The organism is Rhodanobacter sp. FW106-PBR-R2A-2-24, assembly GCF_058789615.1.
Genome location: NZ_JBYTBV010000002.1, coordinates 1,540,953 through 1,567,900 on the forward strand (window position 1 = coordinate 1,540,953; position 26,948 = coordinate 1,567,900).

Consider the following 26,948-nt stretch of genomic DNA (forward strand, 5'->3'; position numbering starts at 1 on the left):
TCCGGGCCTTGCCTGAGCCCGTGAACCCGTGGCTCCGCAACCACGCTGCCGCAGCGCGGTTTACCCGCTACTCCGGCAGTCGTGGCACGCCGTGTTCGTCGCGCTCTTCCACCGCGATGACGCGGGTGTCGATGGGGCCGGGCTTGTCGGCAGGCGTCATCGATACGGTTTCGCCGCGCGCCATGGCCAGCGCGTTGCGGTAGCAGCGGCGCGCATCGTCGACGTGATCCAGGCCGGTCTGGGCATCGCCCAGCGCTTCCCAGGCATCGGCGCAAGGCGCCAGCGCCAGCGCGCGTTCGAGGTTCGCGCGGGCCTTGCCCCACAGGCCGGCACGCACGGCGATGCGGCCGGCGGCGAGCAGCAGGGCGGGATCGTTGGGGTGCAGGTCCAGCCAGGTTTCGGTGCGGCGCAGGCGCGCGTCGAGGTCGCCGCCGGCGAGCGCGCCGTACGTCCCCACCAGTTCGCTCGACCATTCGCGGCGCAGCGCGGATTCGAGTTCATCCATCGCCGGCAACACCAGGCCGAAGCCGGCGATGCAGCGGGCGTAGGCCTCCACGGCGGCGGGTACGCGGCGCTGGGTCTTGGGCAGGCGCGACCACAGCGTGTTGAGCTCGGCACCGTCGGTGGCGGCACGGATCGCGGCCACCAGCACCTTCGCCTCCAGCGCGGCGTAACCGCGCGCGCCCAGCGCGCCGCTTTGCTGCAGCGGTTCCAGCGCGGCCAGCGCGCGGCGCGTGTCGCCGGCGGCCAGCGCGGCCAGCGCCAGTTCGCGCCAGCCGCCCGGCGGCAGGCTGGCCTTGTCGGCCTCGGGCGTGAGCAGCGCCAGCGCTTCGGCGGCTTTGCCGTCGCGGCGCAGCACCCGCGCGCGCAGCACCCGCGCGGCGCGCGGCGCGGCCTGCGCGGCATCGGCGAGAATCTCCAGCGCGCGGCCATGTTCGCCACGTCGCGAGGCGGCCTCGGCGGAAGCGAGCAGCGCCACCCCGCGCAGGGCATCCAGCCGCGAGGCACGGTTCAAGTCGCGCTCGGCGTCGCCGTGGCGGCCCTCCATCAACGCGACCAGGCCGGCGGACAAGCGCTGGCGACTCAACCGCCGCTGGCGTCGGCTGAAGGCGCCTAGGGGCCAGCGCAGGAGTCGCCACGCGCCAACCAGGACCACCCAGCCGAGAACCAGGATGACGACGGCGGCGACCACCGTGGTCTGCACGCGCCAGCCATGCAGGCGCACCAGCACGTAGCCGGGATCGACCGCCACCCAGTGCCAGCCGAACGCGGCCAGCGCGGCGGCGATCACCAGCAGCAGCACCCAGCGCCACACGCTCATCGCACCGCTCCCCTGGCCGGAACCGGCGCGGCGCTGGCGGCCGGCGCGGGGGCCGCGGTCAAGGCGTGCACGGCGCGCAGGTTGCGCAGCTCCGCCAGCGCCGCACCCAAGGGCACCGGCGCATTGCGCGGCGCGGCGTCGACCAGTTGCCTGAGCGTGACGCGCGTCTGCTGCACGGCCTCGTCACCGGGGTCGAACTGGCTGGCGAGGCCGGCGTCAGCACGTTGCAGGGCGGCGACCCAGGCCTTGGGATCGTGCGCCAAGAGCGCCGCCTGCGCCTGGGCGAGGTCGAGCGCCACCAGCTCGCGGGCGAAACGGGCATCGGCCGCCAGCAGCGGTGCGCCATCGTCGCGTTGCACGCTGACCACACCGCCCAGCGCATGCGCGATGCGCGCCCACGCGCCGGTGCCCGCCGTGCCGGCCTCGGCATCCAATGGTTTCAGCGGCAGCACGGGCAGGCGCTCGCGCAGGACGGCCACACGGGCGGCGGCCTCGGCCTGCGCCATCGGCTGGGTGGCCAGGAGCGCGTGGCGTTCCACTTCCACGCTCTGCTGCAACGCTGCAAAGGCGCCATCGGTCACCGAGGCCAGCGTCTGCGAGGCCAGCGTGTAGGCGGCGACGGCGCCCTGCGCATCGTGGAACAGCTCGTAGCGCGCCTTGCCCATGCGCAACAGCGACTCGGTTTCGTCCAGCAGGGCGGCATCGTGCGTGGAGAGCGTGGTCTCGGAGAGCTTGCCCACGGCTTCCTCCAGCAGGCGCAGGCGTTCGTCCTGGGCCGACTGCGAAGCCTGCAAACCGTGCGTCAATTGATCGGCCGCATCCAGCCGCTGGGCGAGGCTGGCACGACCGCCACCGACCTTGGCCAGCTCGTCTTCCAGTACGCCCACTTTGCGTTGCAGGGTCTGGATGGACTGCGCATCGCCGATCCGGCCCTGTCGCCCCTGCCACTGCCGCCAGCCGACATACAGCGCGGCCAGCAAGGCCAGCAGCGCCAACAGCAACGCGAGCGCGATGCTGCCGCCATGCGGAGCGGCGGCGCGCGAGGGAGAGGTGGCGGGGCGCGGCGCGGTGGCCGGCGTGGCGGTTGCGGGGGAAGCAGGCTCGTTCATGCCCGCCATGCTAACAGGCAGGCCCGCAGGGCAGCGGCATCACGCGCCGCACGCGGCCTTCAGCAAGTCATCGGCCAACGCGGAGTCGGCCTGCACGATGCGCGCGAAACCCGCCGCGCGCGCCGCCTGCGCCAGCCGCGCGCTGCTCACCACCAGTACCGTCGCGCGCAGCCGTGCCAGCGCGGGTGGCGGCAGCAAATCCAGCAAATTCCGCAAGGCTTCCGCGCTGGAAAGCAGCACGCGCGCCGAGCGCGGCAGCGCGAGCACGGCAGCCACATGCCGCCGATCCAGCCGTGGCGGTTGGCGCCGGTAGACATGCAGCTCGCGCAACTGCGCGCCACGCGCCAGCAAGGTATCGCGCAACACGCCGCGCCCGCCCGGCGCGCCGATCAACGCCACGCGCCGGCCGCGCAGCGCCTGCATGGCGGGGAGATCGAGCAGGCCTTCGCTGTCCTGCCGCTGCGGCGCCTGCGCCACCACGCCATGCCGCGCCAACGCGCGCGCCGTGCCCTGCCCCACCGCCAGCACGCCGGCGCGCGTGCGCGGCGGCGCCAGCGCCAGCGCAAAACGCACGGCGGCGGGGCTGGTGAAAATCAGAAGGTCGTCGCCCCATGCGGCCCGCCACGCGGCCGCATCGCACCCGCCCGCGCGCAGCGCCAAGCCCGGCAACAGCAACGACACGCCGCCCAACGCACGCACCCGCCGCGCCAGCGCACGCCCTTCGCCCACCGGACGGGTGATGACCACGCGGCGACTGCGCGGCAAGGTCGGGGGCTTGGTGCGGGGAAGCTGATTCATGGCTGCGGCGATCCATCCGGCCCGCCCGCGCGCGCCATCGCGGCGAGTATAGCCAGCGCGTCTTGCCGAAAAAAAAGGCCGCCTCGCGGCGGCCAGTTGGGGAGTGCGGTCATGCCTCAAAATCGGGCTCATCGCGGAATCGTGTGGGCGTCCACGCCGGCAAAGGCTTGCGTAAACCTCCTCTGGCAAGCCATCTTCGGCCAGCAGGTGGGCGGTTGATTCCTGCATCGACTCGGTGAGCGAGGTTGTGCGATGAAGACAGGCCGCAGTCTGCGCGAGTTGTTCTCCTTCCCCGGCTTCGATGCGGCGGCGACGCTGGCGGGCGAATTCGGCGATCCAAAGGCACGCATCGTCCAACTTCGGCGCCGAAAAAAACGGCCGTGTGTTCGCGCTGCGGCCATCGCTGCCGCGGGCGTTACGACCAGAAAACCTGCCGTAGCCGCGACCTGCGCGTGGCCGGCTGGTTCCTGTACGTGGAGTACGAACGCTGGCGGGTGGATTGTCCCGGGTGCGGCGGCGTGCATGTAGAGCGGTTGGACTGGCTGGCGACCAATCCGCGCTACACCGCGCGCTTCGCCCTGCACGTGGGCAACCTCTGCCGCAGCATGACGAACAAGGCGGTGGCCGAGCTGGAGCGCCTGCACGACGGCACGGTCAAGGACCTGTCCAAGTTGTACATGGCCGAGCAGGTGCGCCGTGCCGGCTTGCCCGCGCCGCGCGCCATCGGCATCGACGAGATCGCCATCCACAAGGGCCACGACTACCGCGTGGTGGTCAGCGACCTGGAGCAGAGGCGGCCGATCTGGTTCGGTGGGCAAGGCCGCACCGAGGCGGACATCGATCGCTTCTTCGCCGAACTGGGGCCGACCAAGAGTGCGCGCATCGAACTGGCGCTGATGGACATGTGGCGCCCCTTCCGCAACTCGGTCGCCAGGAACGCCCCCCACGCCGCCATCGCCTTCGACAAATTCCACATCCTGCGTCACCTCGGCGACGCGCTCGACCAGGTGCGCCGCGACGAATACAAGCGCCTGCAGGGCAAGGACCGTAGTTACATCAAGGGCCAGCGCTACACACTGCTGAGCCACCGCGAGAACCTTAGCCTGGACGGACGCGCCGCCCTCAAGAAGCTGCTGGCAGCGAACAAGCGCCTGCACACCGCCTACCTGCTGAAGGAATCCTTCGGGCAGCTGTGGAGCTATCGCACCGAGCGCGGCGCACGGGTGTTCTTCGAGCGCTGGAAGCAGAGCCTGCGCTGGCAGCGCCTGGCGCCGTACCAGAAGTTCGGGCACATGATCGAGCGCCACTGGGACGGCATCGCCGCCTACTGCCAGCCCGACCACAAGGTCAGTCTCGGGCTGGTCGAAGGCCTCAACAACAAGATCCGCGTCATCCAGCGCAGCGCCTACGGCTACCGCGACGAGGACTACCTGAGGCTCAAGGTCATCGCCAGCTTCCTGCCGCCGCTACCCGAAAACGCCAAAATTCACCCACACTGATCCGCGATGACCCCAAAATCGAAAGCCATCCGTGGCCGGGCTTCGCGGCTGAAAAAATCACAGCCTCTCAGAAATCGTAGTTCACGCCAAAGCGCACGTAGCGCGGCTGCGACTGCGACTGGGCGATCTGGTAGTACGGATCCTCGCCACCAGTGGATCCATAGAACGGGTAGGACTGCGTCACCACGCGGTTGTCGAACACGTTGTAGACCATCACGTTGAAGGCCAGTTTTTTGGCCGCCCACCCGGGGCGGTATTCGGCCGCCAGGCTCAGCGTGTACTGCCACGGATTGTGGCCCGCATCCCCCGGCCGCGAAGGCTGACCGGCACACCAGTGGTAGTAGTCGCCGTAGCCCAGACCCGGATTGTTCTGCGTCGGCCCGTACAGGCCCAGACAGCTGCGCGGCATGCCCGACAGGATCGACACGTTGGCCGAGAGCAGCCATTCCGGCGCCAGCTGATAGGAGCCATAGGCCTTGATCTGGTGCCGGCGGCTGTTGGGCAGCTCGCCGTTGGCGTACTGCATGACCTGCCAGTAGTCCCAGTCCACCGTGGCCGACACGTCGGTCTGGAAGGTGTCCGAACGCACCTGGCCTTCGCTGTTGCCGTAGCTGCGCGAGTACAGGTAGTCGATATGCCCCTGCCACTTGCCGTCGAAGGGATGCTCCAGATAGAGATCCAGACCGTAGTAGCGCCGCTTCAGCCCGGAGCCGAAACCGAAGTCGGCCGAAGTCATCGGCACCTCGTAATAGCCGCCGCCCAGCTTGGCCACCTTGAGGATGTTGGTGCGGCCGGGGTTGAACAGGTACGCGCCGGAGATGGTGCTGGCATCGTAGGTGGTGCGGCTGATGCCCATGCGATCCATCTTGGCGGCGATGGCTGCCGAGTCGCCGACGTCATCGATGGCATTGCGCAGGTTGCGGTAATTGGCCTTGGCGCCATACACCCAGCTCTCGCCCAGCTTGTGGTCGAAGCCGAGGATGAATTCATCCTGGTATTCCGATTTCAGGTTGGTCGCGCCGACCATGTTGGGATCGTGCGGCTGGCCGTATTCGCGATTGGCCGAAATCGGCGCCTCGGGCCCGCGGCTGGTGTCGATCGGGGTAAGCCCGGTGGGCTGGCCGTTCGCATCGATGCCGGTGTAGGTGTAGTACACGCGGGTGAAGTACGGCGCGCCGGCCTGGCGCATCGCCACCGTGGCCGGCAGCGCGAGGTAGTAGCGGCCGGCATTGCCGTAGAGTTTGAAGCTGGCGTCGCCATGCACATCCCAGCTGAAGCCCACGCGCGGCGCCCATTGCGGCGAAGTCAGCCGCAGGTAGGGCGCGCCACCCGGGTTGTAGTTGGTGAACTGGTCGTTGCGCAGGCCGAGCTTGAGCAGCCAGCGATCATCCACCTGCCAGCTGTCTTCGACGTACTGCGCGCGTTGCAGCACCTTGACCGAACCGCCGCCGTAGCGCTGGTACTTGGCCACGTAGTAGCCGGTGGCGCCGCCCTTGTACGCACCGGGCGCGGCCACGTAGGGATCGATGCCGGGCGCGGTGCCCATGATCGGCGTGTTCGGGTCGCCGGAGTTGTATTCCCAGGCATAGCCGGGTGCCGCCATCGAGGTGCCGTCGTGCAGATCGGCGATGTTCTGGTTGTCGATACCGGCCGAAAGCGTGTGATCGCCCAGCTGATAACTCAGGTCGAGCCGCAGATTGGTATTGCGCGAAGTGTGCAGCGGATCGGAAATGGCACCCAGCGTTTGCGGGCTGGTGATCGGCTTGCCGCCGTTGAGCGCCGGATTCTGCTTGCCGGTGCTGTAGAGCCGCGCGACGTTCGGATAGAGGTTGTCCACCTCGTTGTAGTAGGTGCCATCCATGCGGCCGTACAACGCCGAGAAGGTCAGGTCTTCGGTCAGATAGCCGGTGTACTTGGCGATGTAGAGATCCGCGCTGGTCTTGCTGGGCACCGCCGCGTTCGCAAAGGCCCCGGTTGTGCCGCTGGCGTAGTCGTACTTGTAGTTGTCGGCCGCGTAGAAACGCTTGGTGGCCGCGCCGGTGAGTTCGAGGATGTTGCTGTCGTTGATGTTCCAGTCGAGCTTGGCGTACCACTTCGGATACTTGTTCTGGTAGCGCGTGTTATAGGGCGAATCGGTGGAGCCAATACTGTTGCCGTCACGGCGCTCGGATTCAACCGCCGCGAACAGGAACAGACGATCCTTGATGAGCGGGCCGCCGGCATAGACGCTGGCGGTGGCGGCCCAGGCGCTGTCATCGTCGTTGCGGGTGTACAGCACGCCTTTTTTGGCCGGGCTGACAAAGTACACGTTGCTTTGATCGGCGCGCGCAAAGGCCGGCGTCCACTGCAACTGCGCACCGAAGTGCCACTCGTTGCTGCCGCGCTTGCCCACCTGACTGATGACGCCGCCATCGGAACGGCCATAGGCCGCGCCGTAGCCGCCGCTCAGCACTTCCTGCTGGTCGATCACACCATAGGGCAGGCTGAAACCGCCGAAATCGCTGAGCGGGTCGGTGGTATTGAAACCATTGATGTAATACGCGTTCTCGGTGACCGAGGAACCGCCGAAGGACACCAGCGTATTGCCGGTGGGGCCGGAGAAACTGCCCGCAATCGCGCCGGGCGCCAACAGCGCGATGGCCTCGGCGCTGCGCGCCAGCGGCAAGCGCGCCAACTGCTGGGCGGTGATGACCGTGCGCGAATCCACGCCGGTGACATCGATCGCCGGCAAGCTGCTGGCCGACACGGTGACCGTGCCAAGTTCCTTCGCCTTGGCCGCGCCGGCAAAGCTCACCTCGACACCCGCGCCCACGCGCAGGTTCACGTCCTGCCGCACATCCACCTTCTGCCCGTCGCGCAGCAGGGTCACCGTGTAGGTGCCCAAGGGCAGCGCGCCAAAGGTGTAGCGGCCCTGCGCATCCACCGATGCCTGCCGCACCAATCCGGCCGTATTGCGTACTTCCACCGTCTCGCCAGACGCCACTGGCGCCTGACCGAAGATCACGCCGGTGGTGGTCTGCGCATGCACGAGGCCATTGCCGGCCAGTGCCATAAAGGTAGCAAGCGCAATCGCGTGTCGTCGCAGCGGCACACGGCCGCGCGACAGCTTGAGGCTGTTCATCTGCGTTTTCTCCCGATCTATGAAATCAAGCAACCGGCGCGGCCACCGCAGCGGCAATACGCCCGAGTCGATGTGGCATCCCACGCAAGGCCATCGCGTGCCGGACTCCCCCGAGTCCGCCATGGCACAACGACAAGGCGATTACCCGCCATGCTTCGGAACCCGCAGCCATCGTGCCGCGCAAACTCTTGCGCCGTCTTGAAGCATCCCGGCGCAAGCAGCGCGGATATCCGCACAAAATTTCGACCCGCGCACAAACAGACGTCCAGACATCCATTTGCAAAGACGCCACTAACCGTCTCCGGCACCGAAGTTCAGAGCCTCACGACGCGACACCCGCGGCGAACCACCCCACGGCCGGGGAAACCTTCACCCGCGCAGATTGCGGAACTCGCGCGGCGTCATGCCCACGGTGGCCTTGAACTGGCGCGCGAAGGCGCTCTGGTCGGTGAAGCCGCAGGCCAGACCGATATCGGCCACGCTGCCCTCGCCGCGCAACAGGCGCATCGCCGCCTCGATCCGCAGCTTGGTCAACGCCTGCTGCGGAGTGAGCTGGAACACGCGGCGGAAGTGCCGCTCCAGCTGCGCCACCGACAACTCGGCCAGCTTGGCCAGCTCCACCACGCGCACGCTCTCGGCGTAATGCGCTTGCAGGTATTCCATCGTGCGGGCGAGGCGCGGATAGGTGGGGTGGCGGCCATCGGGATGGTGCAGGTCGCGCGAAATGCCGACCACGCCGGCCACCTCGCCACGCTGGCGATACGGGTATTTGCAGGTCAGGCACCAGCCCGCCACCCGGTTGGGCAGCAGGTGCACCTCCAACTGGTTGGTGATCGTCTCGCCCACCAGCACGCGACTGTCCTGCGCGGCGTAGGTGGCGCCCAGCGCACTGGGAAACACCTCGGCGGCGCGCCGCCCCAGCACATCCTCGCGACGCTTCAAGCGCAGCCGCCGCACCAGGGTGAGGTTGGCGTGCGTATAGCGGCCCGCCCGATCCTTCACGAAGAACACCACGTCGGGCAGGGCATCGAACAGCGCCTGCATGTCTTCCGCCGCCAGTTTCACGTCCACAAGCTTCTCCCCAAGCCGTCGCACGCTTTCGCCGCACGCTAGCAAAAGCCGGCAGCGACATATGCCATTGTGCGACTTTCCGCATTTCTCCATGACAAGCTCGCCTAGACGGAAGCGCGCCCGTGCACCGACCATGGCGGCATGCACACGATCCACGTCATCGACTCGCACACCGGCGGCGAACCCACCCGCGTCGTCCTCGCCGGTTTCCCCGAACTGGGCGACGGTAGTCTCGCCGAACAGCGCCAGCGTTTTTGTGGCGGGTTCGACGCCTGGCGCAGCGCGATCGCCTGCGAACCACGCGGTTCGGCCACGATGGTGGGCGCCCTGCTGCGTCCACCGGTGAGCGCCGACGCCTGCGCCGGGGTGATCTTCTTCAACAACGTGGGCTACCTCGGCATGTGCGGCCACGGCACCATCGGCGTGGTGCGCACGCTCGCGCACCTGGGTCGCATCCAACCCGGGAAGCACCGGCTGGATACGCCGGTGGGCACCGTCGGCGTCGACCTGCACGCCGACGACCGCGTCTCCATCGACAACGTGGAGAGCTATCGTCATGCGGCTGGATTGCGCATCGACGTACCGGGCTACGGCGAGCTCAGCGGCGACGTCGCCTGGGGCGGCAACTGGTTCTTCATCACCCATGCCTCGCCGCTGCCGCTGGAGATCGCCCGGCAACGCGAATTGACCGCCTATGCCGAGGCGATCCGCCGCGCGCTGGAAGACGCCGGCATCCGCGGCGCGGACGGCGCCGAGATCGACCACATCGAGATCAGTGCGGCTTCGCCCACGCCGGGCGTGGATGCCCGCAACTTCGTGCTGTGCCCTGGCATGGCCTACGACCGTTCGCCCTGCGGCACCGGTACCAGCGCCAAGCTGGCCTGCCTCGCCGCCGACGGCCAGCTTGCGCCCGGCGAACTCTGGCGCCAGGAGAGCATCCTCGGCAGCGTGTTCGAGGCCTGCTACACGCCGGGCGAGCGCGGCGTGCGGCCGCGCATCACCGGCAGCGCGCACATCGTGGCGCGCGGCGAGCTGCTGATCGACGAGGCCGATCCGTTCGCCTGGGGCAGCGGCGCGCCATGAGCGGCTACGACCTCATCGTCGCCGGCGCCGGCATCGTCGGCGCGGCCTGCGCCGATGCGGCCGCGGCTGCCGGCCTGCGCGTGGCCATCGTCGAGCCCGGCCCGGTCGGCGGCGCGGCCAGCGCCTGCGCGATGGGGCACCTGGTGGCGATGGACGACGACCCGGCCGAATTCGCGCTGGCCAGACTCTCGCTCGCGCACTGGGAAACCCTGGCCGGGCTGCCCGGCGCGGAGTTCTCCCGCTGCGGCACGCTGTGGGTGGCCGCGACCGACGCGCAGGCCGCCGCCATCGCCGCCCGCGTGGCGCGCATCGCGGCGGCCGGCGGCCACGCCATCGCGCTGGATGCGCGGCAATTGCGCGAGGCCGAACCGGCGCTGGCGCCGGATTTGCGCGGCGGCCTGCTGGTGCCGCGGGAGGCCGTGGTGTACCCGCCGCGCGTGGCGCAGCACCTGGTGCAGCGCGCCTGCCGGCGCGGCGCCACCCTGCACGCCGGCCGTGCCGTACGCCGGCTCGGCCATCACCGCGCCACGCTGGACGACGGCAGCACCCTGCACGGGCCCATCCTGGTCGCCACCGGTTGCGCCCTGCCCGAGCTGCTGCCCGAACTGCCGCTGCGCCCACGCAAGGGGCACCTCGTCATCACCGACCGTTATCCCGATCTCCTGCGCCACCAGGTGCTGGAAATGGGCTATGCCGACAGCGCGCATGGCGACGCCGCCAGCAGCGTGGCCTTCAACGTGCAGCCACGCCCCAGCGGGCAACTGCTGGTGGGTTCCTCGCGCGAGTTCGGCGCCACCGACCCCGCCGTGTCGCCGGCGATGCTCGCGCGCATGCTGCGCCGTGCCTTCCGCTTCATGCCCGGCTTGCGCGAGCGGCAGGCGATCCGCGCCTGGACCGGCTTTCGCCCCGCCACGCCCGACGGGCGACCCTATCTCGGCGCCGTGCCGGAGCGGACGGACGTCTGGGTGGCCGCCGGCCACGAAGGCCTGGGCGTCACCACCGCGCCGGGCAGCGCGCAGCTGCTGCTCGACCTCCTCCTGGGCCGCCCACCCGCCATCGACCCCGCGCCCTACGCGCCGTCGCGGGTACTGCCATGAACGCACCGAAGAAGGTGTGCCTGCACGTCGACGGCCGGCTGGTCGAGGTGTCGGAAGGCGCCAGCGTGGCCGCCGCCGTGGCGCGGATCGCATCGGCCGCGTTCCGCCACAGCGTGCACGGCCAGCCCCGCGCGCCGCTGTGCGGCATGGGCGTGTGTTTCGAATGCCGCGTGACCATCGACGGCCATGCCCACCAGCGCGCCTGCATGACGCCGGCACGCGAAGGCATGCGGGTGGCTACCCGTGCGTGAGGCCTGCGACGTCGCCGTGGTCGGCGCCGGCCCAGCCGGGCTGGCGGCCGCCGCCAGCGCCGCCAGCCATGGCGCCCGCGTCATCCTGCTCGACGCGCAGCCGCAGCCTGGCGGCCAGGTCTGGCGGCACGACACGCGGCACGGCATGCCGCGCGCGGCGCGTAACGCCAGCGCCGCGCTGACCCACCGGGTGAGCTGGCGCGCGCAGCACCAGATCGTCGCCGCCGATGGCCGCAGGCTGCTCGCGGAATCGCCCACCGGCGCGCTGGAGATCGACGCCGCCCACCTCATCCTCGCCACCGGCGCACGCGAGCTGCTGCTGCCTTTCCCCGGCTGGACGCTGCCCGGCGTCAGCGGCGCCGGCGGCCTGCAGGCGCTGGCCAAGCAGGGCTGGCCGCTGGCGGGCAAGCGCGTGCTGGTGGCCGGCAGCGGGCCGCTGCTGCTGGCCGCCGCCGCCACCTTGCGCAGGCATGGCGCGCACGTGCTCGGCATCCTCGAACAGGCGCGCGGCGCGCAGCTCGCCGCCTTCGCCGCGCAGCTGTGGCGCTGGCCCGCGCGGGCGTGGCAGGCGGCGCAGTTGCGCGCGCGGCTCGCCGGCGTGCCGTACCGCTGCGGCAGCTTCGTGACCCACGCCCTCGGCGAGGATCGCCTGCGTGCGGTGACCTGGCGCGACGCCCACGGCACGCACCGGCTCGCCTGCGAGTCCCTCGCGCTGGGTTACGGCCTGCTGCCCAACGTCGAGCTGGCCGCGCTGCTGGGCTGCGCGCTCGATCACAGCGGCACGCACCCGAGCGTGCGGGTCGACGAACTCCTGCGCACCAGCCAGCCCGGCGTGCTCGCCGCCGGCGAGGCACTGGGCATCGGCGGCCTCGCCGCCGCGCGGCTCGAAGGCGCCATCGCCGGCCATGTCGCCGCCGGCGCGCTCACGCAGGCGCGCACCCTGCTTCCACGCCGAGCGCGCACGCGCGCCTTCGCCGCGCTGCTGGCACGGCACTTCGCGCTCGACCCGCGCCTGCGTGGGCTGGCCGACGGAGACACCATCGTCTGCCGCTGCGAGGACGTGCCGCTGGCCGCGCTGGACGACTGCCCGGATGCCCGCAGCGCGCGCCTTGCCACGCGCTGCGGCATGGGCGCCTGCCAGGGCCGTATCTGCGGCGCGGCGCTGGCCGAGCTGGGCCGCTTCCCGCGTGGCGGCCTGGGCCGTCCGCCGCTGTTTCCCACCCGGCTAGCCACGCTGGCCGGTTTTCTCCCTGCCGAATCGACCGACGAGAACGAACCATGAGCAAGCCTTCCCTCTGGCGCGGCGTCATCCCCGCCATCACCACGCCGTTCGCCGCCGACGACAGCGTCGACCACGCCTTCCTCGCGCAGCATGCGCGCCAGTTGATCGACGCCGGCTGCACCGGCATCGTGCCGCTGGGCTCGCTGGGCGAGGCGGCCACGCTGTCGTTCGAGGAGAAGGTGGCGATCATGCGCACTTTGGTGGACGCCATCGGCGACCGCGCGCCGGTGATCCCCGGCATCGCCGCGCTGTCCACCGACGAAGGCGTGCGCCTGGCGCGCGCGGCCAAGGCGGCCGGTTGCGCCGGCCTGATGGTGCTGCCGCCCTACGTGTACTCCACCGACTGGCGCGAGATGGGCGCGCACGTCGGCGCCGTCATCGCGGCCACCGATCTGCCGTGCCTGCTCTACAACAACCCGGTGGCGTACAAGACCGATTTCTCGCCCGAGCAGATCGCCCAGCTCGCTGCCGAACATCCCAACGTGCAGGCGGTGAAGGAATCCTCCGGCGACGTGCGCCGCTTCGCCGCACTGAAATCGCTGCTGGGCGAGCGGCTGGAACTGCTGGTGGGCATGGACGACGCCATCGTGGAAGGCGTCGCGATGGGCGCCACCGGCTGGATCGCCGGCCTGGTCAACGCCTACCCGCGCGAGTCGGTGCGCCTGTTCGAGCTGGCCCGCGCCGGCGGCTATGCGACAGCGGCCGAATTCTATGCGTGGTTCCTGCCGTTGCTCCGGCTCGACACCGTGCCCAAGTTCGTGCAGCTCATCAAGCTCGTGCAACAGGAGGTGGGCATGGGTAGCGAGCGCGTGCGAGCGCCGCGCCTGCCGCTGGAAGGCGCCGAGCGCGCGGCCGCGCTGCGCGTGATCCGCACTGCCCACGCCAGCCGTCCGGGGCACTGACATGGCCATGCAGCCACTGTTGATCGCCGGTACCTGGCGCGAACCGCAGGCGCTGACCGGCAGCTTCCGCGCCTTCGACCCGGCCACGGGCGAACCGATCGGCCCGGCCTACCCCCGCTGCGGCGCGGCCGACGTGGAGGCCGCGCTGGCCGCCGCCAGCGCCGCCGCCGGGGAGCTCGCCGACACCTCGCCCGCGCGCATCGCCGGCTTCCTCGAAGCCTATGCCAAGGCCATCGACGCGGACGCGCCGACCCTCGCCACGCTGGCCCACGCCGAAACCGCCCTGCCCGCCGAAGCGCGCCTGCTGCAGGTGGAATTGCCGCGCACCACGCGCCAGTTGCGCCTGGCGGCCAAGGCGGCGCGCGACTACGCCTGGACGCTGCCCACCATCGACACCGCCGCCGGCCTGCGCTCGCACTACGCGCCGCTCGGCAAGCCGGTGGCGGTGTTCGGGCCGAACAATTTCCCGCTCGCCTTCAACGCCGTCGCCGGCAGCGATTTCGCTTCGGCCATCGCCGCCCGCGCGCCAGTGATCGCCACGGCGCACCCCGCGCACCCGGCTACCTGCGAACGACTGGCCCAGCTCGCCCATCGCGCCGTGCTCGACGCGGGACTGCCCGCCGCCATGGTGCAATTGCTCCACGGCTACGAGCACGCGCTCGGCCTGCGCCTGGCCGGCGATGCGCGGCTGGGCGCGATCGGCTTCACCGGCAGTCGCGCCGGCGGCATGGCACTGAAGGCGGCGGCGGACGCGGCGGGCGTGCCGGCCTATCTGGAGATGTCCAGCATCAACCCGGTGTTCCTGCTGCCCGGCGCGCTGGCCGAACGCGGCGCGGCGCTGGCGGCGGAATTCTTCGCCTCCTGCACCGCCGGCAGCGGCCAGTTCTGCACCAACCCTGGCCTGGTGATCGTGCCGGAAGGCGCCGACGGCGATGCCTTCGTCGCTGCGGCCGTGGCCCGCTTCAAGGCCGCCGAAGCCGGCGTGCTGCTCGCGCGCGGCGTGCAGCAAGGCCTGGCCGAGGCGGTGGAAGCCCTGCAAGGCTGGGGCGCCAGCTGCCTCGTCGGCGGCCACGCCGTCGCCCCGGGCTTCCGCTTCCAGCCCACCCTGCTGCAGGTGGACGCACGCGCCTTCCTGAAACACCCCGCCGAACTGCAGCGCGAGGCCTTCGGCCCGCTGAGCCTCTTCCTGCGCACGCCAGGCGAGGCCGACCTGCTGGCCGTGGTGGCCGCGCTCGAAGGCAACCTCACCGGCACCGTGTACGCCGCCACCGACGGTCGCGACGAGGCGCAACGCGCGCGCCTGCTGCACGCCCTGCGCCCGCGCGTAGGCCGGCTGATCGCCGACCGCATGCCCACCGGCGTGGCGGTGAGCGCGGCGATGAACCACGGCGGCCCCTGGCCCAGCACCGGCCACCCCGGCTTCACCGCCGTGGGCATGCCCGCGGCGATCCGCCGCTTCGCCGCGCTGCACTGCTACGACCACGTGCCCGATGCGCTGCTGCCGCCCGAGCTGCGCGAGCGCAACCCCGACGGCATCGCGCGACTGGTGGATGGCCGCTGGCGCGGCGACGACATCACCGCCGACGCCGGCACACCGGCATGAGCACGCGGCAGATCGGCGGCCTCGGTCTGGCGCAGGCGCGCGCCCGGCTGGCGCCATGGCCAGACGGCGCCGCCCCGATCGGCGCCGACGAATACCAGGCCCGCCTCGCCCGTGTCCGATCCCTGATGCGCGCCGACGGCATCGATGCGCTGCTGGTCACCGCCGGCAGCTCGCTGCGCTACTTCACCGGCATCCCCTGGGGCGCCAGCGAGCGGCTGGTGGCGCTGCTGCTCACCGCGCGCGGCGCCCCCATCGTCGTCTGCCCGGCCTTCGAACTCGGCTCGCTCGCCGCCGTGCTCGCCATCGACGCCGACGTGCGGGCATGGGAGGAACACGACAGCCCGTACCAGCTCGTGGCCGCCGCGCTGCGCGAGCGCCACGCCGGCACGCTCGCCCTCGATCCGGCCGCGCCGCATGGCGTCGCCGTGCGGCTGGGCGCGGCGCTGGGCCAGCACTGCTCCGACGCCAGCATGCTCATCGACGGCTGCCGCATGGCGAAATCGCCCGCCGAACTGGCGCTGATGCGGCAGGCCACCGCGATGACGCTCGCCGTGCACCGGCTCGCCGCCGGCATCCTCCACGACGGCATCGGCAACCGCGAGCTCGCGCGCTTCATCGACGAGGCGCACCGCGCACTGGGTGCCGACAACGGCTCGACCTTCTGCATCGTGCAGTTCGGTGAGGCCACCGCCTACCCGCACGGCCTGCCCGGCGAGCAGCGGCTGGAACACGGGCAGCTCGTGCTGATCGACACCGGCTGCACGGTGCAGGGCTACCACTCCGACATCACCCGCTGCTACGCCTACGGCCGCGTCGACGGCGAGGTGGAGCGAACCTGGGCACTGGAACACGCCGCGCAACGCGCCGCGTTCGACGCCGCGCGCCCCGGCGTGGCCTGCGAGACGGTGGACGCCGCCGCGCGTGCCGTGGTGGAGCGCGCCGGCCTCGGCCCCGGCTACCGCCTGCCCGGCGTCCCGCACCGCACCGGCCACGGCTGCGGCCTGGCCATCCACGAAGCGCCCTATCTCGTGCGCGGCGACGCCACCCCGCTCGCCCCCGGCATGTGCGCCAGCGACGAGCCGATGATCGTGGTGCCCGGCCGTTACGGCGTGCGGCTGGAAGACCACTTCCACGTCACCGCCGACGGTGCCGCCTGGTTCACCCCGCCCTCGCCCGCCATCGATCAGCCGTTTGCCTGACCCGGAGCCCATGGCGCATGCCGCGCCGTGCGGGAGGCTTCATCCGGCCGCCCGGAAAACCCACCAATCCGCGGTGGTAACGATGGACGTCCAAACGTCAGCGTGACCGCCGTCAGGTTTTGCGGCAATGGGACGAATGCCGCATGTTTGCCGTCGATTCGGATCAATCCCCTTGCCGTCGCCGCGCCTAGCATCATCGTGCCGCGGCCCGGCCTTCGCGCCGCCGCGGCAACCAGGGGGATCACCACCAGAGGAAATCCATATGCCTCGCAAGAGTTCGCTGCCCGTGCGCAGCGCGTTGTCGGCTGCCCTGCTGCTGGCCTGCAGCGCCAGCCAAGCCGCCACGCGTCAACACAACAACCCGCCGCACGCCACGCCACCGCCGCATGCCGCCGCGCTGCGGCTGTCCACGCTCGACATCCAGCCGGTTCCGCATCAGCAGGCCCGCCCGCTGACGCCCGCCCAGCGACCGCCGCAATCCAGCTCGAAGGTGCCGCTGCGCGCCGACTATGACCGTCCGACCCCTACCGCCAGGCGCCTGCGCGCACTGGCCACCACCCCCTGCGATCCGCAGGCCTTCGCCGCCGCCAGCGGCAGCCAGCTGGTGGCGCTGATCCGCGGCGCCGACGTGGACAGCTGCATCAACACCTTCTTCAGCCTGACCGGCAGCACCGCAGGCCAGGTGTTCGGCGAGGCCAAGATGGTCACCGTGGCCAATGCGCTGCTGGGGAACGACGGCAGCTACGCCGGCAACAACGCCAACGGCACGCTGCAGCTCATCCTGTTCCTGCGCGCCGGCTACTACGCGCAGTATTACGACCCCACCGATGTGGGCAGCTACGGCACCGCGCTGAAGAACGCGATCCGTCCGGCGCTGGACGGCTTCGTGGCCAACGCGCATTTCCACGACGTCAACGACAGCCATGGCGCCGTGCTGGCCGAGTTCGTCACCCTGATCGACAGCGCCGGCGAGAACGCGCACCAGCTGCCCACGCTGCGCGACCTGCTGGATCGCTACAACGCCAGTTACCACCCGTACTTCTACATGATGACGGCGGTGAACAACGTGTTCACCGTGCTGTTCCGCGGCCACTACAACGCCGACTTCCAGGCGGCGGTGCAGGCCGACGGCAGCATCACCACAGCGCTGTCCGGTTTCATCGGCCGCAACGCCGCCGAGGCCGGCACGAACAACGAGTACCTGCTCGCCAACGCCGGCCGCGAAATGGCGCGCTTCCTGCAATACCCCTCGCTCGTGCCCACCGTGCAGCCACTGGTGAAGTCAGTGCTGAACAGCTACGGCATGACCGGCGCCGGCGCCTCGGTCTGGGTGTCCACCGCCGACATCGCCGACTACTACGACCATGCCGACTGCAGCTATTACGGCATCTGCAACTTCCGCACCCAGCTTGCCCAGGCGGTGCTGCCGGTGGATCACCAGTGCAGCACCGACCTGCACCTGCGCGCGCAGGCGCTGACGCCGGCGCAGGTCACCCAGGTCTGCAACACCGTCATGGGCGAAGAAGGCTTCTTCCACCAGAAGGTGGGCGACCACGACACTCCGGTGGCCGACGACAACAACAAGACGCTGGAGCTGGTGATCTTCCACAGCAGCACGGATTACCAGACCTACTCCGGCGCGATCTTCGGCAACGACACCAACAATGGCGGCATCTACCTCGAAGGCAACCCGGCCGACCCGGCCAACCAGCCGCGCTTCGTCGCCTACGAGGCGGAATGGCTGCGCCCGGACTTCCAGGTGTGGAACCTCACCCACGAGTACGTGCACTACCTCGACGGCCGCTACGACATGTACGGCGACTTCAGCGCCGAAACCAGCCAGCCCACCGTGTGGTGGATCGAAGGCCTGGCCGAGTACATGTCCTACTCCTACCGCGGCCTTCCCTACCCGGAAGCCATCGCGGATGCCGGCACCGGCCAGTACCCGCTGAGCACCGTGTTCGCCAACGACTACAACAGCGGCCAGGAGCGCGTGTACCGCTGGGGCTACCTCGGCGTGCGCTACATGTTCGAGAACCACACGGACGAGGTGAACACCATCCTGGGCGACTTCCGCCCGGGCAACTACACCGCCTATGGCAGCTATCTCGCCTCGATCCGCACCAGCCACGACGCGGACTGGACGCGTTGGCTCTCCTGCCTGAACACCCACCAGGGCGACACCACCAGCTGCGGCGGCAATGGCAGCAGCGATGGTGGCGGCACGCCCACACCCACGCCGGGTGGTTGCACGCCGGGCGATGGCTATGCGTTGCAAAGCGGCTGCCCGATCAACGTGCCGGACACTGCGCAAGCCGGCAACCTGCGGTATTTCTACCTGCTCATCCCGGCCGGCACGCAGCAGCTCGTCGTGAGCACCGCTGGCGGCAGCGGCAACGCCGACCTCTACGTCAGCGCCAGCGGCTGGCCCTCGACCACCCGCTACGACGCCAGTTCCACCGGCGCCGGCAACACCGAATCCGTGGTCATCAACCAGCCCGTGGCCGGCAGCTATTACTACATCGCCGTCGACGCGCAGGCGCCGTTCAGCGGCGTCAGCCTCACCGCCACCGCCTCGGCCACCGCGAACCCGCCGCCACCTGGCAACTGCACCTCCGGCGATGGCTACCAGCTGCAGAGCGGCTGCACCACGTCCATCACCGACACGCCGCGCGCCGGCGACCTGCAGTATTTCTACATCCGCGTACCCGCCGGCACCCGCCGGCTCGACGTGAACACCGGCGGCGGCAGCGGCAACGCCGATCTCTACGTCAGCGCCAGCGGCTGGCCTTCGGCCACCCGCTACGACGCCAAGTCCACCGGCTCGACCAACCGCGAATCGGTGTCCATCAACCAGCCCGCCAGCGGCCGCGACTACTTCATCGCGGTCGCGGCGACGACGCCGTTCAGCGGCGCCAGCATCACCGCCACCGCGACACCGTAAGCCCTCCGTTCCGGCGTGGACTCGGGGGCGCGGCACTACAATGCCGCGTCCCCGTTTTCCCTTCACGCCGATGTCCCACGCCGCCACCGACCTCATCCATTTCATCCGCGAAAAAATCCCGCTCGCCCGCGCCATGGCGTTGGAGCTGGCGGCGCACGATGCCGACCGCCTCGCGCTGCGCGCGCCGCTGGCGCCCAATATCAACGACAAGGGCTGCGCCTTCGGCGGCAGCCTGACCAGCCTGATGACGCTGGCCAGTTGGGCGCTGGTGGAACTGGCGCTGCGCGGGCGCGGCCTGGATTGCGACGTCTACGTGGGCGAATCCAGCGTGCGCTACCTGGCACCGGTATGGACGGATTTTCTCGCCGAGGCGCAGCTGGCCGAAGGCGCGGACTGGGCTCCGTTTTTCGCCACGCTGGCCGCGCGCGGCAAGGCACGCATCGAAGTGGCGTGCCGCGTGCCGGGCACGGACGGCAAGCCGGCCGCCACGCTCGCGTCGCGCTTCGTCGCCAAGCGGCGCGATTGAAGCCGGGCCCGGCCTCGCCGCACAATGGCGCGGTCACCCTCGGGATACCCGCCCATGCGCCGCCTGCTTCCGCTCGTCCTCGCCACCACGCTGCTCGCTGTCGGTTGCGCGCGGCAAACGCGCAGCGACAGCCTCACCAATACGCTCAACGCCTACGGCAGCGCCGTGCGCTGGGGTGGCCTGCAAAGCGCCCTGCAGTTCGTCGATCCCAAGGTGCTCAAGGCCCACCCGCCCACCGACCTCGACATCGAACGCTTCGAGCAGGTGCGCGTGACCGACTACGACGACGGCAACGGCCCGGCGGCGCTCAGCGACACCGAGGTGCAGCAGACCGTGCAGATCCGCTTCGTCAACGTGCACACCCAGGCGGAACGCAGCATCACCGAGCGCCAGCTCTGGCGCTACGACGACCAGGCCAAGCACTGGTGGCTGGAAAGCGGCCTGCCGGATATCGACCAGCACTAAGCCCGTATAATCGCCGGTTCGACCGCCAGCACCTCCTTCGGAACCGACATGCAAGATTTCCTGCACAAGCTGCCCCAGTTCATCGGCAACCACATGGCGCTGGCCGCGCTGCTGGCGGTTCTCGTGGTGGGCCTCGCCATCACCCAGGCGGGCATCCTGCTGGGCAAGGTGAAGGAGCTCACCCCGGCCGGGCTCACCCAGCTCATCAACCGCGACAACCCGCTGCTGATCGATCTTTCGGCCATCGCCGATTTCGAGAAGATGCACGTGCCCGGCGCGCGCCACGTGCTGATGAGCCAGTTCGACCCCGAGCACAAGGACCTGGCCAAGGCCAAGGAACTGCCGGTGGTGGTGATGGACAAGGATGGCCGCGGCAACGCCGCCAAGGCCGCCCAGCGGCTGGTCAAGGCGGGCTTTTCCCGCGTGCACGCGCTCGAAGGCGGCGTTTACGCCTGGCAGCAGGCGCAACTGCCCACGGCCAAGGGCAACAAGTAATTCGCCTTCAGCGGCGATACCCGGTTCAAACGACGTTCGCGCTGAGCGTAGCTTGCGATGGCAAGCGAAGTCGAAGCGCCACCCAAGCGATCACCCTTCGACTCCGACCCTGCGGGCCTACGCTCAGGGCGAACGGCAAGACGTTGGCTCGGCTTCGTTGCCCATCAAAACCTCAGAAGTGGAACCCTGCGCGGCTGGCGATGATCTGCGCCAGCACGTCGGGCGCGTAGGCGAAGGAGTCGTAGTAAAGCCGGTCTTCCGGCAAGCCGGTGGCCACGAAGCGATGGCGCGCCGCCTCGATCATCGGCGGCGGGCCGCTCATGTAGACATCGTGCGCGGCGAGCCCGGGGTGATCGGCCAGCACCGCCTCGTGCACCAGGCCATGGCGCGCACCATCATTCGCCGCCGCGTTCGAGAACACCGCCACGAAGCCCAGTTGTGGCGCCTGCCGCCGCCAGCTTTCGATCTGCGCGCGCAGGTACAGGTCGGCCTCCGTGCGCACGCCCCAGTACAGCGTCATCGCACGGCGCGTACCCAGCTCGATGAAGTGCTCGATCAAGGCCTTCACCGGCGCGATACCGGTGCCGCCGGCCATGAAGAGCAGCGGCCGTTCCGAATCCTCGCGCGCCACGAAGGTGCCCAGCGGGCCTTCGATGCGAAGCCGATCGCCCACCGCCATCCCGGCGGCCACCTGCGAGGTGAAGCCGCCGCCGGCCACGTGGCGCACGTGCAGTTCGATCAGGCCATCCGCGCGCGGGCCGTTGGCGATGGAGAACGGTCGCCGCCGGCCATCGGGCAGCAGCACGTCCAGGTATTGCCCCGGCAGCCAGCGCAGCCGCGACTCGCCCTCGGCGGGCGCAAGGTGGAGCCCGGTCACGTCGGGTGCCAGCACTCGCTTGTCCACCACGTGCACGGCCAGCTCGCGCCGCGCGATGTCCTCCACCGTCGGCACCTCGCGCGCGCGCAGCACCAGGTCGCTGGCCGGCACGGCCTGGCACAGCAGCACCGCGTGATGGGCACGCTCGTCGGCATCCAGCGCCAGCGGCGGGTGGCGTGGGTAAACGCAGCGGCCTTCCAGCAAGGTGGCCTTGCAGCTGGCGCAAATGCCCGAGCGGCAGGAATACGACAAGGCGATGCCGGCGCGCTGCGCGGCCTCCAGCACGGTCTCGTCCGCGGCCACGGCAAAGCGACGGCCGGATTTCTTCAGGGTGACGGTAAACACCCGCGCATTGTCGCCGCGATGCCGGGCAGCCGACAATGCGGCCTCCACCACACGCGACCACGATCATGGGCATCTGGCAACAGGACACCGACCTCGACCGCATCAACGGCTGGACCGCCAACACGCTGATGGCGACGCTGGGCATCCGCTACACCGCCATCGGCGAGGACTGGCTCGCCGGCACGCTGCCAGTGGAGAGCCGCACCCACCAGCCCTACGGCCTGCTGCACGGCGGCGCCTCGGTGGCACTGGCCGAGACGCTGGGCAGCACCGCGGCCATGCTCACGCTCGATCCGGCGAAATTCCGCGCCGTGGGGCTGGAGATCAACGCCAACCACGTGCGCGGCGTGCGCGAAGGCACCGTCACCGGCACCGCCAGGGCGCTGCACCTGGGCCGCAGCACGCAGGTGTGGGAAATCCGCATCGAGGACGATCGGCAACGTCTGGTGTGCACCTCGCGCCTCACCATGGCGGTGGTGCCGGTCGAGCCAGCGGCGGCCCGGTGAACGCCGCTCCCTACGCCAGCCTCACGCCCGACCTGGTGCTCGACGCCGTGGCCGCCTGCGGCCTGTGGCCCGATGGCCGCCTGCTGGCGCTGAACAGCTACGAGAACCGCGTGTGGCAGGTGGGCATCGAGGACGCCGCGCCGGTGATCGCCAAGTTCTACCGCCCCGGCCGCTGGAGCGATGCGGCCATCGACGAGGAACACGCCTTCGCGCGGGAGCTGGCGGATGCCGAGCTGCCGCTGGTGGCACCGCTGGCTTTTGCCGGGCACACGCTGCACCACCACGGCGGCTTCCGCTATGCGCTCAGCCCGCGCCACGGCGGCCGCGCGCCCACGCTGGAATCACGCGAACAGCTGGAATGGCTGGGCCGGCTGATCGCCCGCCTGCACACGGTGGGCGCGCGCGCCGGCTTCGCCCATCGCGGCACGCTCGACCGCGCCACGATGATCGAGGCGCCGATGCAGGCGGTGCTGGCCTCGTCCCTGCTGCCCGCCCATCGCCACGACGCCTACCGCGCCGCCGCGCGGCGCGTGGACGCCGCCGTGGCCGCCCGCTACGCGGCCGTCGGCCCGCTGCGCACGCTGCGTCTGCACGGCGACTGCCACGGTGGCAACGTGCTGTGGACCGACGCCGGCCCGCACTTCGTCGACCTCGACGACGCGCGCATGGGCCCGGCGGTGCAGGATCTGTGGATGCTTGCCGGCGACGCGGCCGCCTTGCGCATGCTGCTGGACGGCTACACGCAGATGCGCGATTTCGACCACGCGGAGCTGGCGCTGATCCCCGCGCTGCGCGCCATGCGCCAAGTGCACCACGCCGGCTGGATCGCCCAGCGCTGGCACGACGGCGCCTTCCCCGCCGCCTTCCCGTTCGCCGCCGAGCCGCGCTGGTGGGAGGAACACATCACCGACCTGCACGAGCTGGCCGAGGCGCTGGCCTGAACGCCGGTTCAGCTGACATACTGGTGAAGGAACTTACGGAGCAACGCATGAAGCGATCGCGCACCGCCACCCTGCTGCTGATGGGCAGCGCCCCGCTGCTGCTCAGCGCCTGCGGCAGCAACGAGCCCGACCACACCCGCAGCGGGCTGTACACCTCGGTCGAGGCCTGCACCGCCGCCACCCACGACGTCAACACGTGCAGCGACGCCTACCTCAAGGCGCACCAACTGGCCGAAGCCGAGGCACCTGCCTACACCAGCGCCACCGCCTGCGAAGCCGACTACGGCGCCGACAAGTGCGTGCAGAACAACGTCAACGGCCACAGCTTCTTCGGCCCACTGATGGCCGGCTTCATGCTCTCCCAAGCCATGCGCGGCACCACCCCGATCGGCGCCTTCCAGAGCGCCCCCGCCTTCCGCAACCGCTGGGACGTCTGGCGTCATCCCAAATACGACAACCCGCTCAACAACCTGCCGAACGGCGGCAACAGCTACGCCGGCAGCAGTTATTCGAGTGGTTACTACTCGTCGGGCGGCTACTACGGCGGTGGCGCTCGCACCGCCAGCGGCCGGCCCATGGAAGACGTTTCCAGCGCCCCCAACCGCACCACGACGGTAAGCCGTGTCTCCACCCTGAGCCGCGGCGGCTTCGGTCGCCTCGGCGGCAGCCGCAGCAGCTTCCACGGCTTCGGCAGCTGATGCACCGCGTCGCCTGCACCGAACGCCCCGACTGGCGCGCCCAGGCCGCCGCCTGCGGCTTCGGCTTCCACACCATCGACGATGCGCCCTACTGGGACGAGACGGCGTACTACGCCTTCAGCCTGCGCGAGATCGAGGAGGACATCGAAGCGCCCACCGCCGAGCTGCACCAGATGGCGCTGGCCATGGTCGAGCGCGTGGTGGGCAGCGAGCGCGACCTCGCCCGGCTAGGCATTCCACCGCTGTACTGGGACTGGATCGCCGCCAGCTGGCGCCAGCGCGCGCCGCACCTCTACGGCCGCATGGATTTCGCCTACGACGGCCACGGCCCGGCCAAGCTCTACGAGCTCAACTACGACACGCCCACCTCGCTCTACGAGGCGGCGTTCTTCCAGTGGCAGTGGCTGGAAGACCAACTGCGCGCCGGTGTGCTGCCGCCCGGCAGCGACCAGTTCAACGCGATCCAGGAAGCCCTGGTGGAACGCTTTGGCGAACTCGCACCCGTCATCGCGCGCCCTTTCCACTTCGCCGCCGTGCGCGACTCGGTGGAGGACCAGGGCACCACCGAGTACCTGCGCGATTGCGCGCTGCAGGCCGGCATCACCGCCTCGCCGCTAGCTATCGAGGACATCGGCATCAGCACGGACGGCCGCTTCACCAACCTCGACGACGAGGCGATCGGCTGCCTGTTCAAGCTCTACCCGCTGGAAGACCTGTTCGCCGAGGATTTCGGCCACTACCTGCCGCGCTCCGGCCTGCAACTGATCGAGCCGCCGTGGAAAGCCATCCTCAGCAACAAGGGCATCCTGCCGCTGCTGTGGGAAGCCCACCCCGGCCACCCCAACCTGCTGCCCGCACAGTTCGACGACGACGGCGACCTGCCACGCGGCTGGGTGCGCAAGCCGCTGCACTCGCGCGAGGGCGCCAACATCGCCATCCGCCTGCCCGACGGCCGCACCGAGGCCACCGACGGCCCCTACTTCGGCCCCGGCATCCGCCAGGCCTATCACCCGCTCACCGCCTTCGACGGCCATTACCCGCTGATCGGCAGCTGGGTAGTGGGCGACCACGCCTGCGGCATGGGCCTGCGCGAAGACGCCGGGCTGATCACCCGGGACAGCGCGCGCTTCGTGCCGCACGTGATCGAGCCGGAAGCGCATGATTAATCCCGCCCGCATCGACAGCCGCCAAGCCAGGACAACCCGCGACACCCAGCCACCAGCCCGTCACTCGCGCCCCATTACGCTCCTGTTTCCACCGCGTAACCGGTTACGCCCGCACCGGCGAAGTGTTGCAAGTCGAGCAATGGTCGCAAGCCGGCTGCCGATGGTGCGCAAGGCGATGGTTTGCGCAGGGAAACACGCTTGACGGCGCGGCAGCCACGACACCACCATCCGGTGCAACACCCCGGATGCGGGGGATAAATCTAGTTAGGCCTTATATGACACATCAGTACCTATTCCAAGGTGTTGTGCTTCCGGAGCGAGCCCAGTTATCTCTTGCGTTTTCCTTGGACTTTTCTCACGTGACTTCGAGTGCCACGGGCGAAGCTCACGTGAGCATTATCCTGAATCAGGTCGCGGTAACAGTAGAGAGCCCCCATGAATGGGACATCTTCGATCTTCGAAATGTCGTGATGAACTTAGTTCGGAGTCAGTTGGATGCGATTGGTTACTTGATTGGACATGCCTATGACCTTGAAATAACTCGTGTAATAAATCGCGAACGTTCAATAGATTATGTCTTTGGCATGGCGGTTTCAAGGTCCACGTGCAACATGATCAATGAATTGTTCCGGCGCTTGCTTCGGCGAGCCTCAGGTGGTCGTTGTAGACCTCCAGCGGGGTACGGAATTGATGACGCTTTCGCGGTCGGGTGTTGAGGCTGAGGGCGATCTGGTTGAGCTCGTCCTGGCTGTAGACCGACAGGTCGGTGCCCTTGGGCAGGTACTGTCGAAGCAGGCCATTGGTGTTCTCGTTGCTGCCGCGCTGCCAGGGGCTGTGCGGGTCGGCGAAGTACACCTGCACGCCGGTACGCAAGGTCAGGGCGTCGTGGTAGCTCATCTCCTTACCCTGGTCGTATGTCAGCGTCTTGCGCAAGGCTTCAGGGATGCTCTTCAGCGCCTTGCCAAAACTCTCCAGTACGTCGGCTGCGCTGGCGCTGCTCATCTTGGCCAGCACCACGAAGCCGCTGGTGCGTTCGACCAGTGTCCCCACGGACGAACGGTTGCCGGCGCCCTTGATCAGGTCGCCCTCCCAGTGTCCGGGAATCAAGCGATCCGCCACTTCCGGTGGACGTACGTGGATGCTCTGCATGTTCGGTATCTGGCCGCGTCGATCCATCCCGCGCGTGCGTGGCTTGCGCGTGCTGCGGCCTTGGCGCAGGCAGTCGATCAACTCCTTGCGCAGTTCGCCGCGCGGCACCAGGTACACCGCGGTGTAGATCGTTTCGTGAGACACCCGATAGCTCGCCGCGTCAGGAAAGGCCCTCGCCAGTATCCCGGCGATCTGCTCCGGCGACCAGCGTGCCCGCAACAGCGCCTGCACGGTTTCCCACAGCGCAGGGTCGTCCAGTTTTCGCGTCACGCGCGGTTTGCTCCGGCATTCCCGACTACGCTGATGCGCCGCCTGCGCCTTGTAGTTCGCCGGGTCGACACGTGCCCGGCGGCGCTCGCGACTGATCGTGCTCGTCGCACGTCCCAGCGAGCGGCCAATGGCACGCAGGCTGTCACCCGCCTCCAAGCGGCGCTGAATCTCCACTCGCTCTTCCAGGGTCAGTTCGTTGTACGTTCTCATCGCAACAGCCTATGTCAGAA

24 protein-coding genes are annotated in these 26,948 nt (G+C 69.7%); 17 read left to right on the forward strand and 7 right to left on the reverse strand.

Annotated elements, in window-relative coordinates; translation table 11 throughout:
* Positions 1-67 precede the first annotated feature (67 nt).
* The 3 genes from AC3WQA_RS08310 to AC3WQA_RS08320 are packed head-to-tail and all read right to left on the reverse strand — an operon-like array spanning position 68 to position 3,228.
* The gene (locus tag AC3WQA_RS08310) at positions 68-1,321 is read right to left on the reverse strand and encodes a heme biosynthesis protein HemY (protein WP_492674604.1); all 1,254 of its coding nucleotides are present in this window, start codon (positions 1,319-1,321) and stop codon (positions 68-70) included.
* Positions 1,318-2,430, reverse strand: coding sequence for a uroporphyrinogen-III C-methyltransferase (locus AC3WQA_RS08315; RefSeq protein WP_492674605.1), 1,113 nt, complete (start codon positions 2,428-2,430; stop codon positions 1,318-1,320). The genes AC3WQA_RS08310 and AC3WQA_RS08315 overlap by 4 nt, the downstream gene beginning before the upstream one ends.
* Before the next feature lie 39 nt (positions 2,431-2,469).
* Positions 2,470-3,228, reverse strand: a complete 759-nt coding sequence (locus AC3WQA_RS08320) for a uroporphyrinogen-III synthase (protein WP_492674606.1) — start codon at positions 3,226-3,228, stop codon at positions 2,470-2,472.
* 380 nt (positions 3,229-3,608) lie between these two features.
* Here AC3WQA_RS08320 and AC3WQA_RS08325 point away from each other — a divergent pair, with 380 nt between their 5' ends.
* Positions 3,609-4,727: an ISL3 family transposase gene (locus AC3WQA_RS08325; protein WP_492673495.1), complete on the forward strand. Its 1,119-nt coding sequence runs from the start codon at positions 3,609-3,611 to the stop codon at positions 4,725-4,727.
* 67 nt (positions 4,728-4,794) lie between these two features.
* Here the strand turns inward: AC3WQA_RS08325 and AC3WQA_RS08330 are convergent, their stop codons facing one another.
* Positions 4,795-7,848 carry a TonB-dependent receptor gene (locus AC3WQA_RS08330; protein WP_492674607.1) on the reverse strand — a complete coding sequence of 1,018 codons (3,054 nt, stop codon included), beginning with the start codon at positions 7,846-7,848 and terminating at the stop codon, positions 4,795-4,797.
* A 369-nt stretch (positions 7,849-8,217) separates the two neighbouring features.
* Positions 8,218-8,892, reverse strand: a complete 675-nt coding sequence (locus AC3WQA_RS08335) for a PAS domain-containing protein (RefSeq protein ID WP_492676336.1) — start codon at positions 8,890-8,892, stop codon at positions 8,218-8,220.
* 168 nt (positions 8,893-9,060) lie between these two features.
* Between AC3WQA_RS08335 and AC3WQA_RS08340 the strand changes: the two genes are divergently transcribed.
* The 11 genes from AC3WQA_RS08340 to AC3WQA_RS08390 all read left to right on the forward strand — a co-directional run bounded on the left by AC3WQA_RS08340 (position 9,061) and on the right by AC3WQA_RS08390 (position 20,766).
* Positions 9,061-10,002 carry a 4-hydroxyproline epimerase gene (locus AC3WQA_RS08340; RefSeq protein WP_492674608.1) on the forward strand — a complete coding sequence of 314 codons (942 nt, stop codon included), beginning with the start codon at positions 9,061-9,063 and terminating at the stop codon, positions 10,000-10,002.
* Positions 9,999-11,099: an NAD(P)/FAD-dependent oxidoreductase gene (locus tag AC3WQA_RS08345; RefSeq protein ID WP_492674609.1), complete on the forward strand. Its 1,101-nt coding sequence runs from the start codon at positions 9,999-10,001 to the stop codon at positions 11,097-11,099. The genes AC3WQA_RS08340 and AC3WQA_RS08345 overlap by 4 nt, the downstream gene beginning before the upstream one ends.
* Positions 11,096-11,350: a (2Fe-2S)-binding protein gene (locus tag AC3WQA_RS08350; RefSeq protein ID WP_492674610.1), complete on the forward strand. Its 255-nt coding sequence runs from the start codon at positions 11,096-11,098 to the stop codon at positions 11,348-11,350. The genes AC3WQA_RS08345 and AC3WQA_RS08350 overlap by 4 nt, the downstream gene beginning before the upstream one ends.
* Positions 11,343-12,632, forward strand: coding sequence for an FAD-dependent oxidoreductase (locus AC3WQA_RS08355; protein WP_492674611.1), 1,290 nt, complete (start codon positions 11,343-11,345; stop codon positions 12,630-12,632). Before AC3WQA_RS08350 ends, AC3WQA_RS08355 begins: the two co-directional genes overlap by 8 nt.
* Positions 12,629-13,534, forward strand: coding sequence for a dihydrodipicolinate synthase family protein (locus AC3WQA_RS08360; RefSeq protein WP_492674612.1), 906 nt, complete (start codon positions 12,629-12,631; stop codon positions 13,532-13,534). The genes AC3WQA_RS08355 and AC3WQA_RS08360 overlap by 4 nt, the downstream gene beginning before the upstream one ends.
* A 1-nt stretch (position 13,535) precedes the next feature.
* Positions 13,536-15,137, forward strand: a complete 1,602-nt coding sequence (locus tag AC3WQA_RS08365; protein WP_492674613.1) for an aldehyde dehydrogenase family protein — start codon at positions 13,536-13,538, stop codon at positions 15,135-15,137.
* A complete protein-coding gene (locus AC3WQA_RS08370; protein WP_492674614.1) occupies positions 15,134-16,336 on the forward strand; it encodes a M24 family metallopeptidase in 1,203 nt (400 codons plus the stop codon). The genes AC3WQA_RS08365 and AC3WQA_RS08370 overlap by 4 nt, the downstream gene beginning before the upstream one ends.
* Before the next feature lie 262 nt (positions 16,337-16,598).
* Entirely contained in the window at positions 16,599-19,280 is a 2,682-nt protein-coding gene (locus tag AC3WQA_RS08375) for a M9 family metallopeptidase (RefSeq protein WP_492674615.1), read from the forward strand.
* 40 nt (positions 19,281-19,320) lie between these two features.
* Complete coding sequence (locus tag AC3WQA_RS08380; protein ID WP_492674616.1) at positions 19,321-19,806, forward strand: YiiD C-terminal domain-containing protein; 486 nt, start codon at positions 19,321-19,323, stop codon at positions 19,804-19,806.
* Positions 19,807-19,860: 54 nt separating this feature from the next.
* Positions 19,861-20,271, forward strand: a complete 411-nt coding sequence (locus tag AC3WQA_RS08385; protein ID WP_492674617.1) for a hypothetical protein — start codon at positions 19,861-19,863, stop codon at positions 20,269-20,271.
* 48 nt (positions 20,272-20,319) lie between these two features.
* Complete coding sequence (locus AC3WQA_RS08390) at positions 20,320-20,766, forward strand: rhodanese-like domain-containing protein (protein WP_492674618.1); 447 nt, start codon at positions 20,320-20,322, stop codon at positions 20,764-20,766.
* Between the two features lie 172 nt (positions 20,767-20,938).
* Here the strand turns inward: AC3WQA_RS08390 and AC3WQA_RS08395 are convergent, their stop codons facing one another.
* Entirely contained in the window at positions 20,939-21,988 is a 1,050-nt protein-coding gene (locus AC3WQA_RS08395; RefSeq protein WP_492674619.1) for a 2Fe-2S iron-sulfur cluster-binding protein, read from the reverse strand.
* Between the two features lie 65 nt (positions 21,989-22,053).
* Here AC3WQA_RS08395 and AC3WQA_RS08400 point away from each other — a divergent pair, with 65 nt between their 5' ends.
* The 5 genes from AC3WQA_RS08400 to AC3WQA_RS08420 all read left to right on the forward strand — a co-directional run bounded on the left by AC3WQA_RS08400 (position 22,054) and on the right by AC3WQA_RS08420 (position 26,015).
* Positions 22,054-22,494 (forward strand): hotdog fold thioesterase, encoded by a 441-nt coding sequence (locus tag AC3WQA_RS08400; protein WP_492674620.1) that lies wholly within the window; start codon positions 22,054-22,056, stop codon positions 22,492-22,494.
* Positions 22,491-23,435: a serine/threonine protein kinase gene (locus AC3WQA_RS08405; protein WP_492674621.1), complete on the forward strand. Its 945-nt coding sequence runs from the start codon at positions 22,491-22,493 to the stop codon at positions 23,433-23,435. The genes AC3WQA_RS08400 and AC3WQA_RS08405 overlap by 4 nt, the downstream gene beginning before the upstream one ends.
* 47 nt (positions 23,436-23,482) lie before the next feature.
* A complete protein-coding gene (locus tag AC3WQA_RS08410) occupies positions 23,483-24,133 on the forward strand; it encodes a DUF1190 domain-containing protein (protein ID WP_492674622.1) in 651 nt (216 codons plus the stop codon).
* Positions 24,133-25,299, forward strand: a complete 1,167-nt coding sequence (locus AC3WQA_RS08415) for a glutathionylspermidine synthase family protein (protein ID WP_492674623.1) — start codon at positions 24,133-24,135, stop codon at positions 25,297-25,299. The genes AC3WQA_RS08410 and AC3WQA_RS08415 overlap by 1 nt, the downstream gene beginning before the upstream one ends.
* 275 nt (positions 25,300-25,574) lie before the next feature.
* The gene (locus AC3WQA_RS08420) at positions 25,575-26,015 is read left to right on the forward strand and encodes a DUF8168 domain-containing protein (protein WP_492674624.1); all 441 of its coding nucleotides are present in this window, start codon (positions 25,575-25,577) and stop codon (positions 26,013-26,015) included.
* On the opposite strand, the gene AC3WQA_RS08425 is transcribed toward AC3WQA_RS08420, so the two are convergent.
* Positions 25,915-26,928, reverse strand: coding sequence for an IS30 family transposase (locus AC3WQA_RS08425; RefSeq protein ID WP_492673427.1), 1,014 nt, complete (start codon positions 26,926-26,928; stop codon positions 25,915-25,917). The genes AC3WQA_RS08420 and AC3WQA_RS08425 overlap by 101 nt on opposite strands.
* Between the last annotated feature and the right edge of the window lie 20 nt (positions 26,929-26,948).

Bases quoted from the DNA above. Each gene is read 5' to 3' on its own strand.
- AC3WQA_RS08335 (WP_492676336.1), bottom strand. From the start codon at position 8,892: ATGCAGGCGCTGTTCGATGCCCTGCCCGACGTGGTGTTCTTCGTGAAG.
- AC3WQA_RS08350 (WP_492674610.1), top strand. From the start codon at position 11,096: ATGAACGCACCGAAGAAGGTGTGCCTGCACGTCGACGGCCGGCTGGTC.
- AC3WQA_RS08370 (WP_492674614.1), top strand. From the start codon at position 15,134: ATGAGCACGCGGCAGATCGGCGGCCTCGGTCTGGCGCAGGCGCGCGCC.
- AC3WQA_RS08345 (WP_492674609.1), top strand. From the start codon at position 9,999: ATGAGCGGCTACGACCTCATCGTCGCCGGCGCCGGCATCGTCGGCGCG.
- AC3WQA_RS08365 (WP_492674613.1), top strand. From the start codon at position 13,536: ATGGCCATGCAGCCACTGTTGATCGCCGGTACCTGGCGCGAACCGCAG.
- AC3WQA_RS08310 (WP_492674604.1), bottom strand. From the start codon at position 1,321: ATGAGCGTGTGGCGCTGGGTGCTGCTGCTGGTGATCGCCGCCGCGCTG.
- AC3WQA_RS08340 (WP_492674608.1), top strand. From the start codon at position 9,061: ATGCACACGATCCACGTCATCGACTCGCACACCGGCGGCGAACCCACC.
- AC3WQA_RS08315 (WP_492674605.1), bottom strand. From the start codon at position 2,430: ATGAACGAGCCTGCTTCCCCCGCAACCGCCACGCCGGCCACCGCGCCG.
- AC3WQA_RS08400 (WP_492674620.1), top strand. From the start codon at position 22,054: ATGGGCATCTGGCAACAGGACACCGACCTCGACCGCATCAACGGCTGG.
- AC3WQA_RS08410 (WP_492674622.1), top strand. From the start codon at position 23,483: ATGAAGCGATCGCGCACCGCCACCCTGCTGCTGATGGGCAGCGCCCCG.
- AC3WQA_RS08380 (WP_492674616.1), top strand. From the start codon at position 19,321: ATGCCGCGTCCCCGTTTTCCCTTCACGCCGATGTCCCACGCCGCCACC.
- AC3WQA_RS08390 (WP_492674618.1), top strand. From the start codon at position 20,320: ATGCAAGATTTCCTGCACAAGCTGCCCCAGTTCATCGGCAACCACATG.
- AC3WQA_RS08330 (WP_492674607.1), bottom strand. From the start codon at position 7,848: ATGAACAGCCTCAAGCTGTCGCGCGGCCGTGTGCCGCTGCGACGACAC.
- AC3WQA_RS08425 (WP_492673427.1), bottom strand. From the start codon at position 26,928: ATGAGAACGTACAACGAACTGACCCTGGAAGAGCGAGTGGAGATTCAG.
- AC3WQA_RS08375 (WP_492674615.1), top strand. From the start codon at position 16,599: ATGCCTCGCAAGAGTTCGCTGCCCGTGCGCAGCGCGTTGTCGGCTGCC.
- AC3WQA_RS08320 (WP_492674606.1), bottom strand. From the start codon at position 3,228: ATGAATCAGCTTCCCCGCACCAAGCCCCCGACCTTGCCGCGCAGTCGC.
- AC3WQA_RS08415 (WP_492674623.1), top strand. From the start codon at position 24,133: ATGCACCGCGTCGCCTGCACCGAACGCCCCGACTGGCGCGCCCAGGCC.
- AC3WQA_RS08385 (WP_492674617.1), top strand. From the start codon at position 19,861: ATGCGCCGCCTGCTTCCGCTCGTCCTCGCCACCACGCTGCTCGCTGTC.
- AC3WQA_RS08420 (WP_492674624.1), top strand. From the start codon at position 25,575: ATGACACATCAGTACCTATTCCAAGGTGTTGTGCTTCCGGAGCGAGCC.
- AC3WQA_RS08360 (WP_492674612.1), top strand. From the start codon at position 12,629: ATGAGCAAGCCTTCCCTCTGGCGCGGCGTCATCCCCGCCATCACCACG.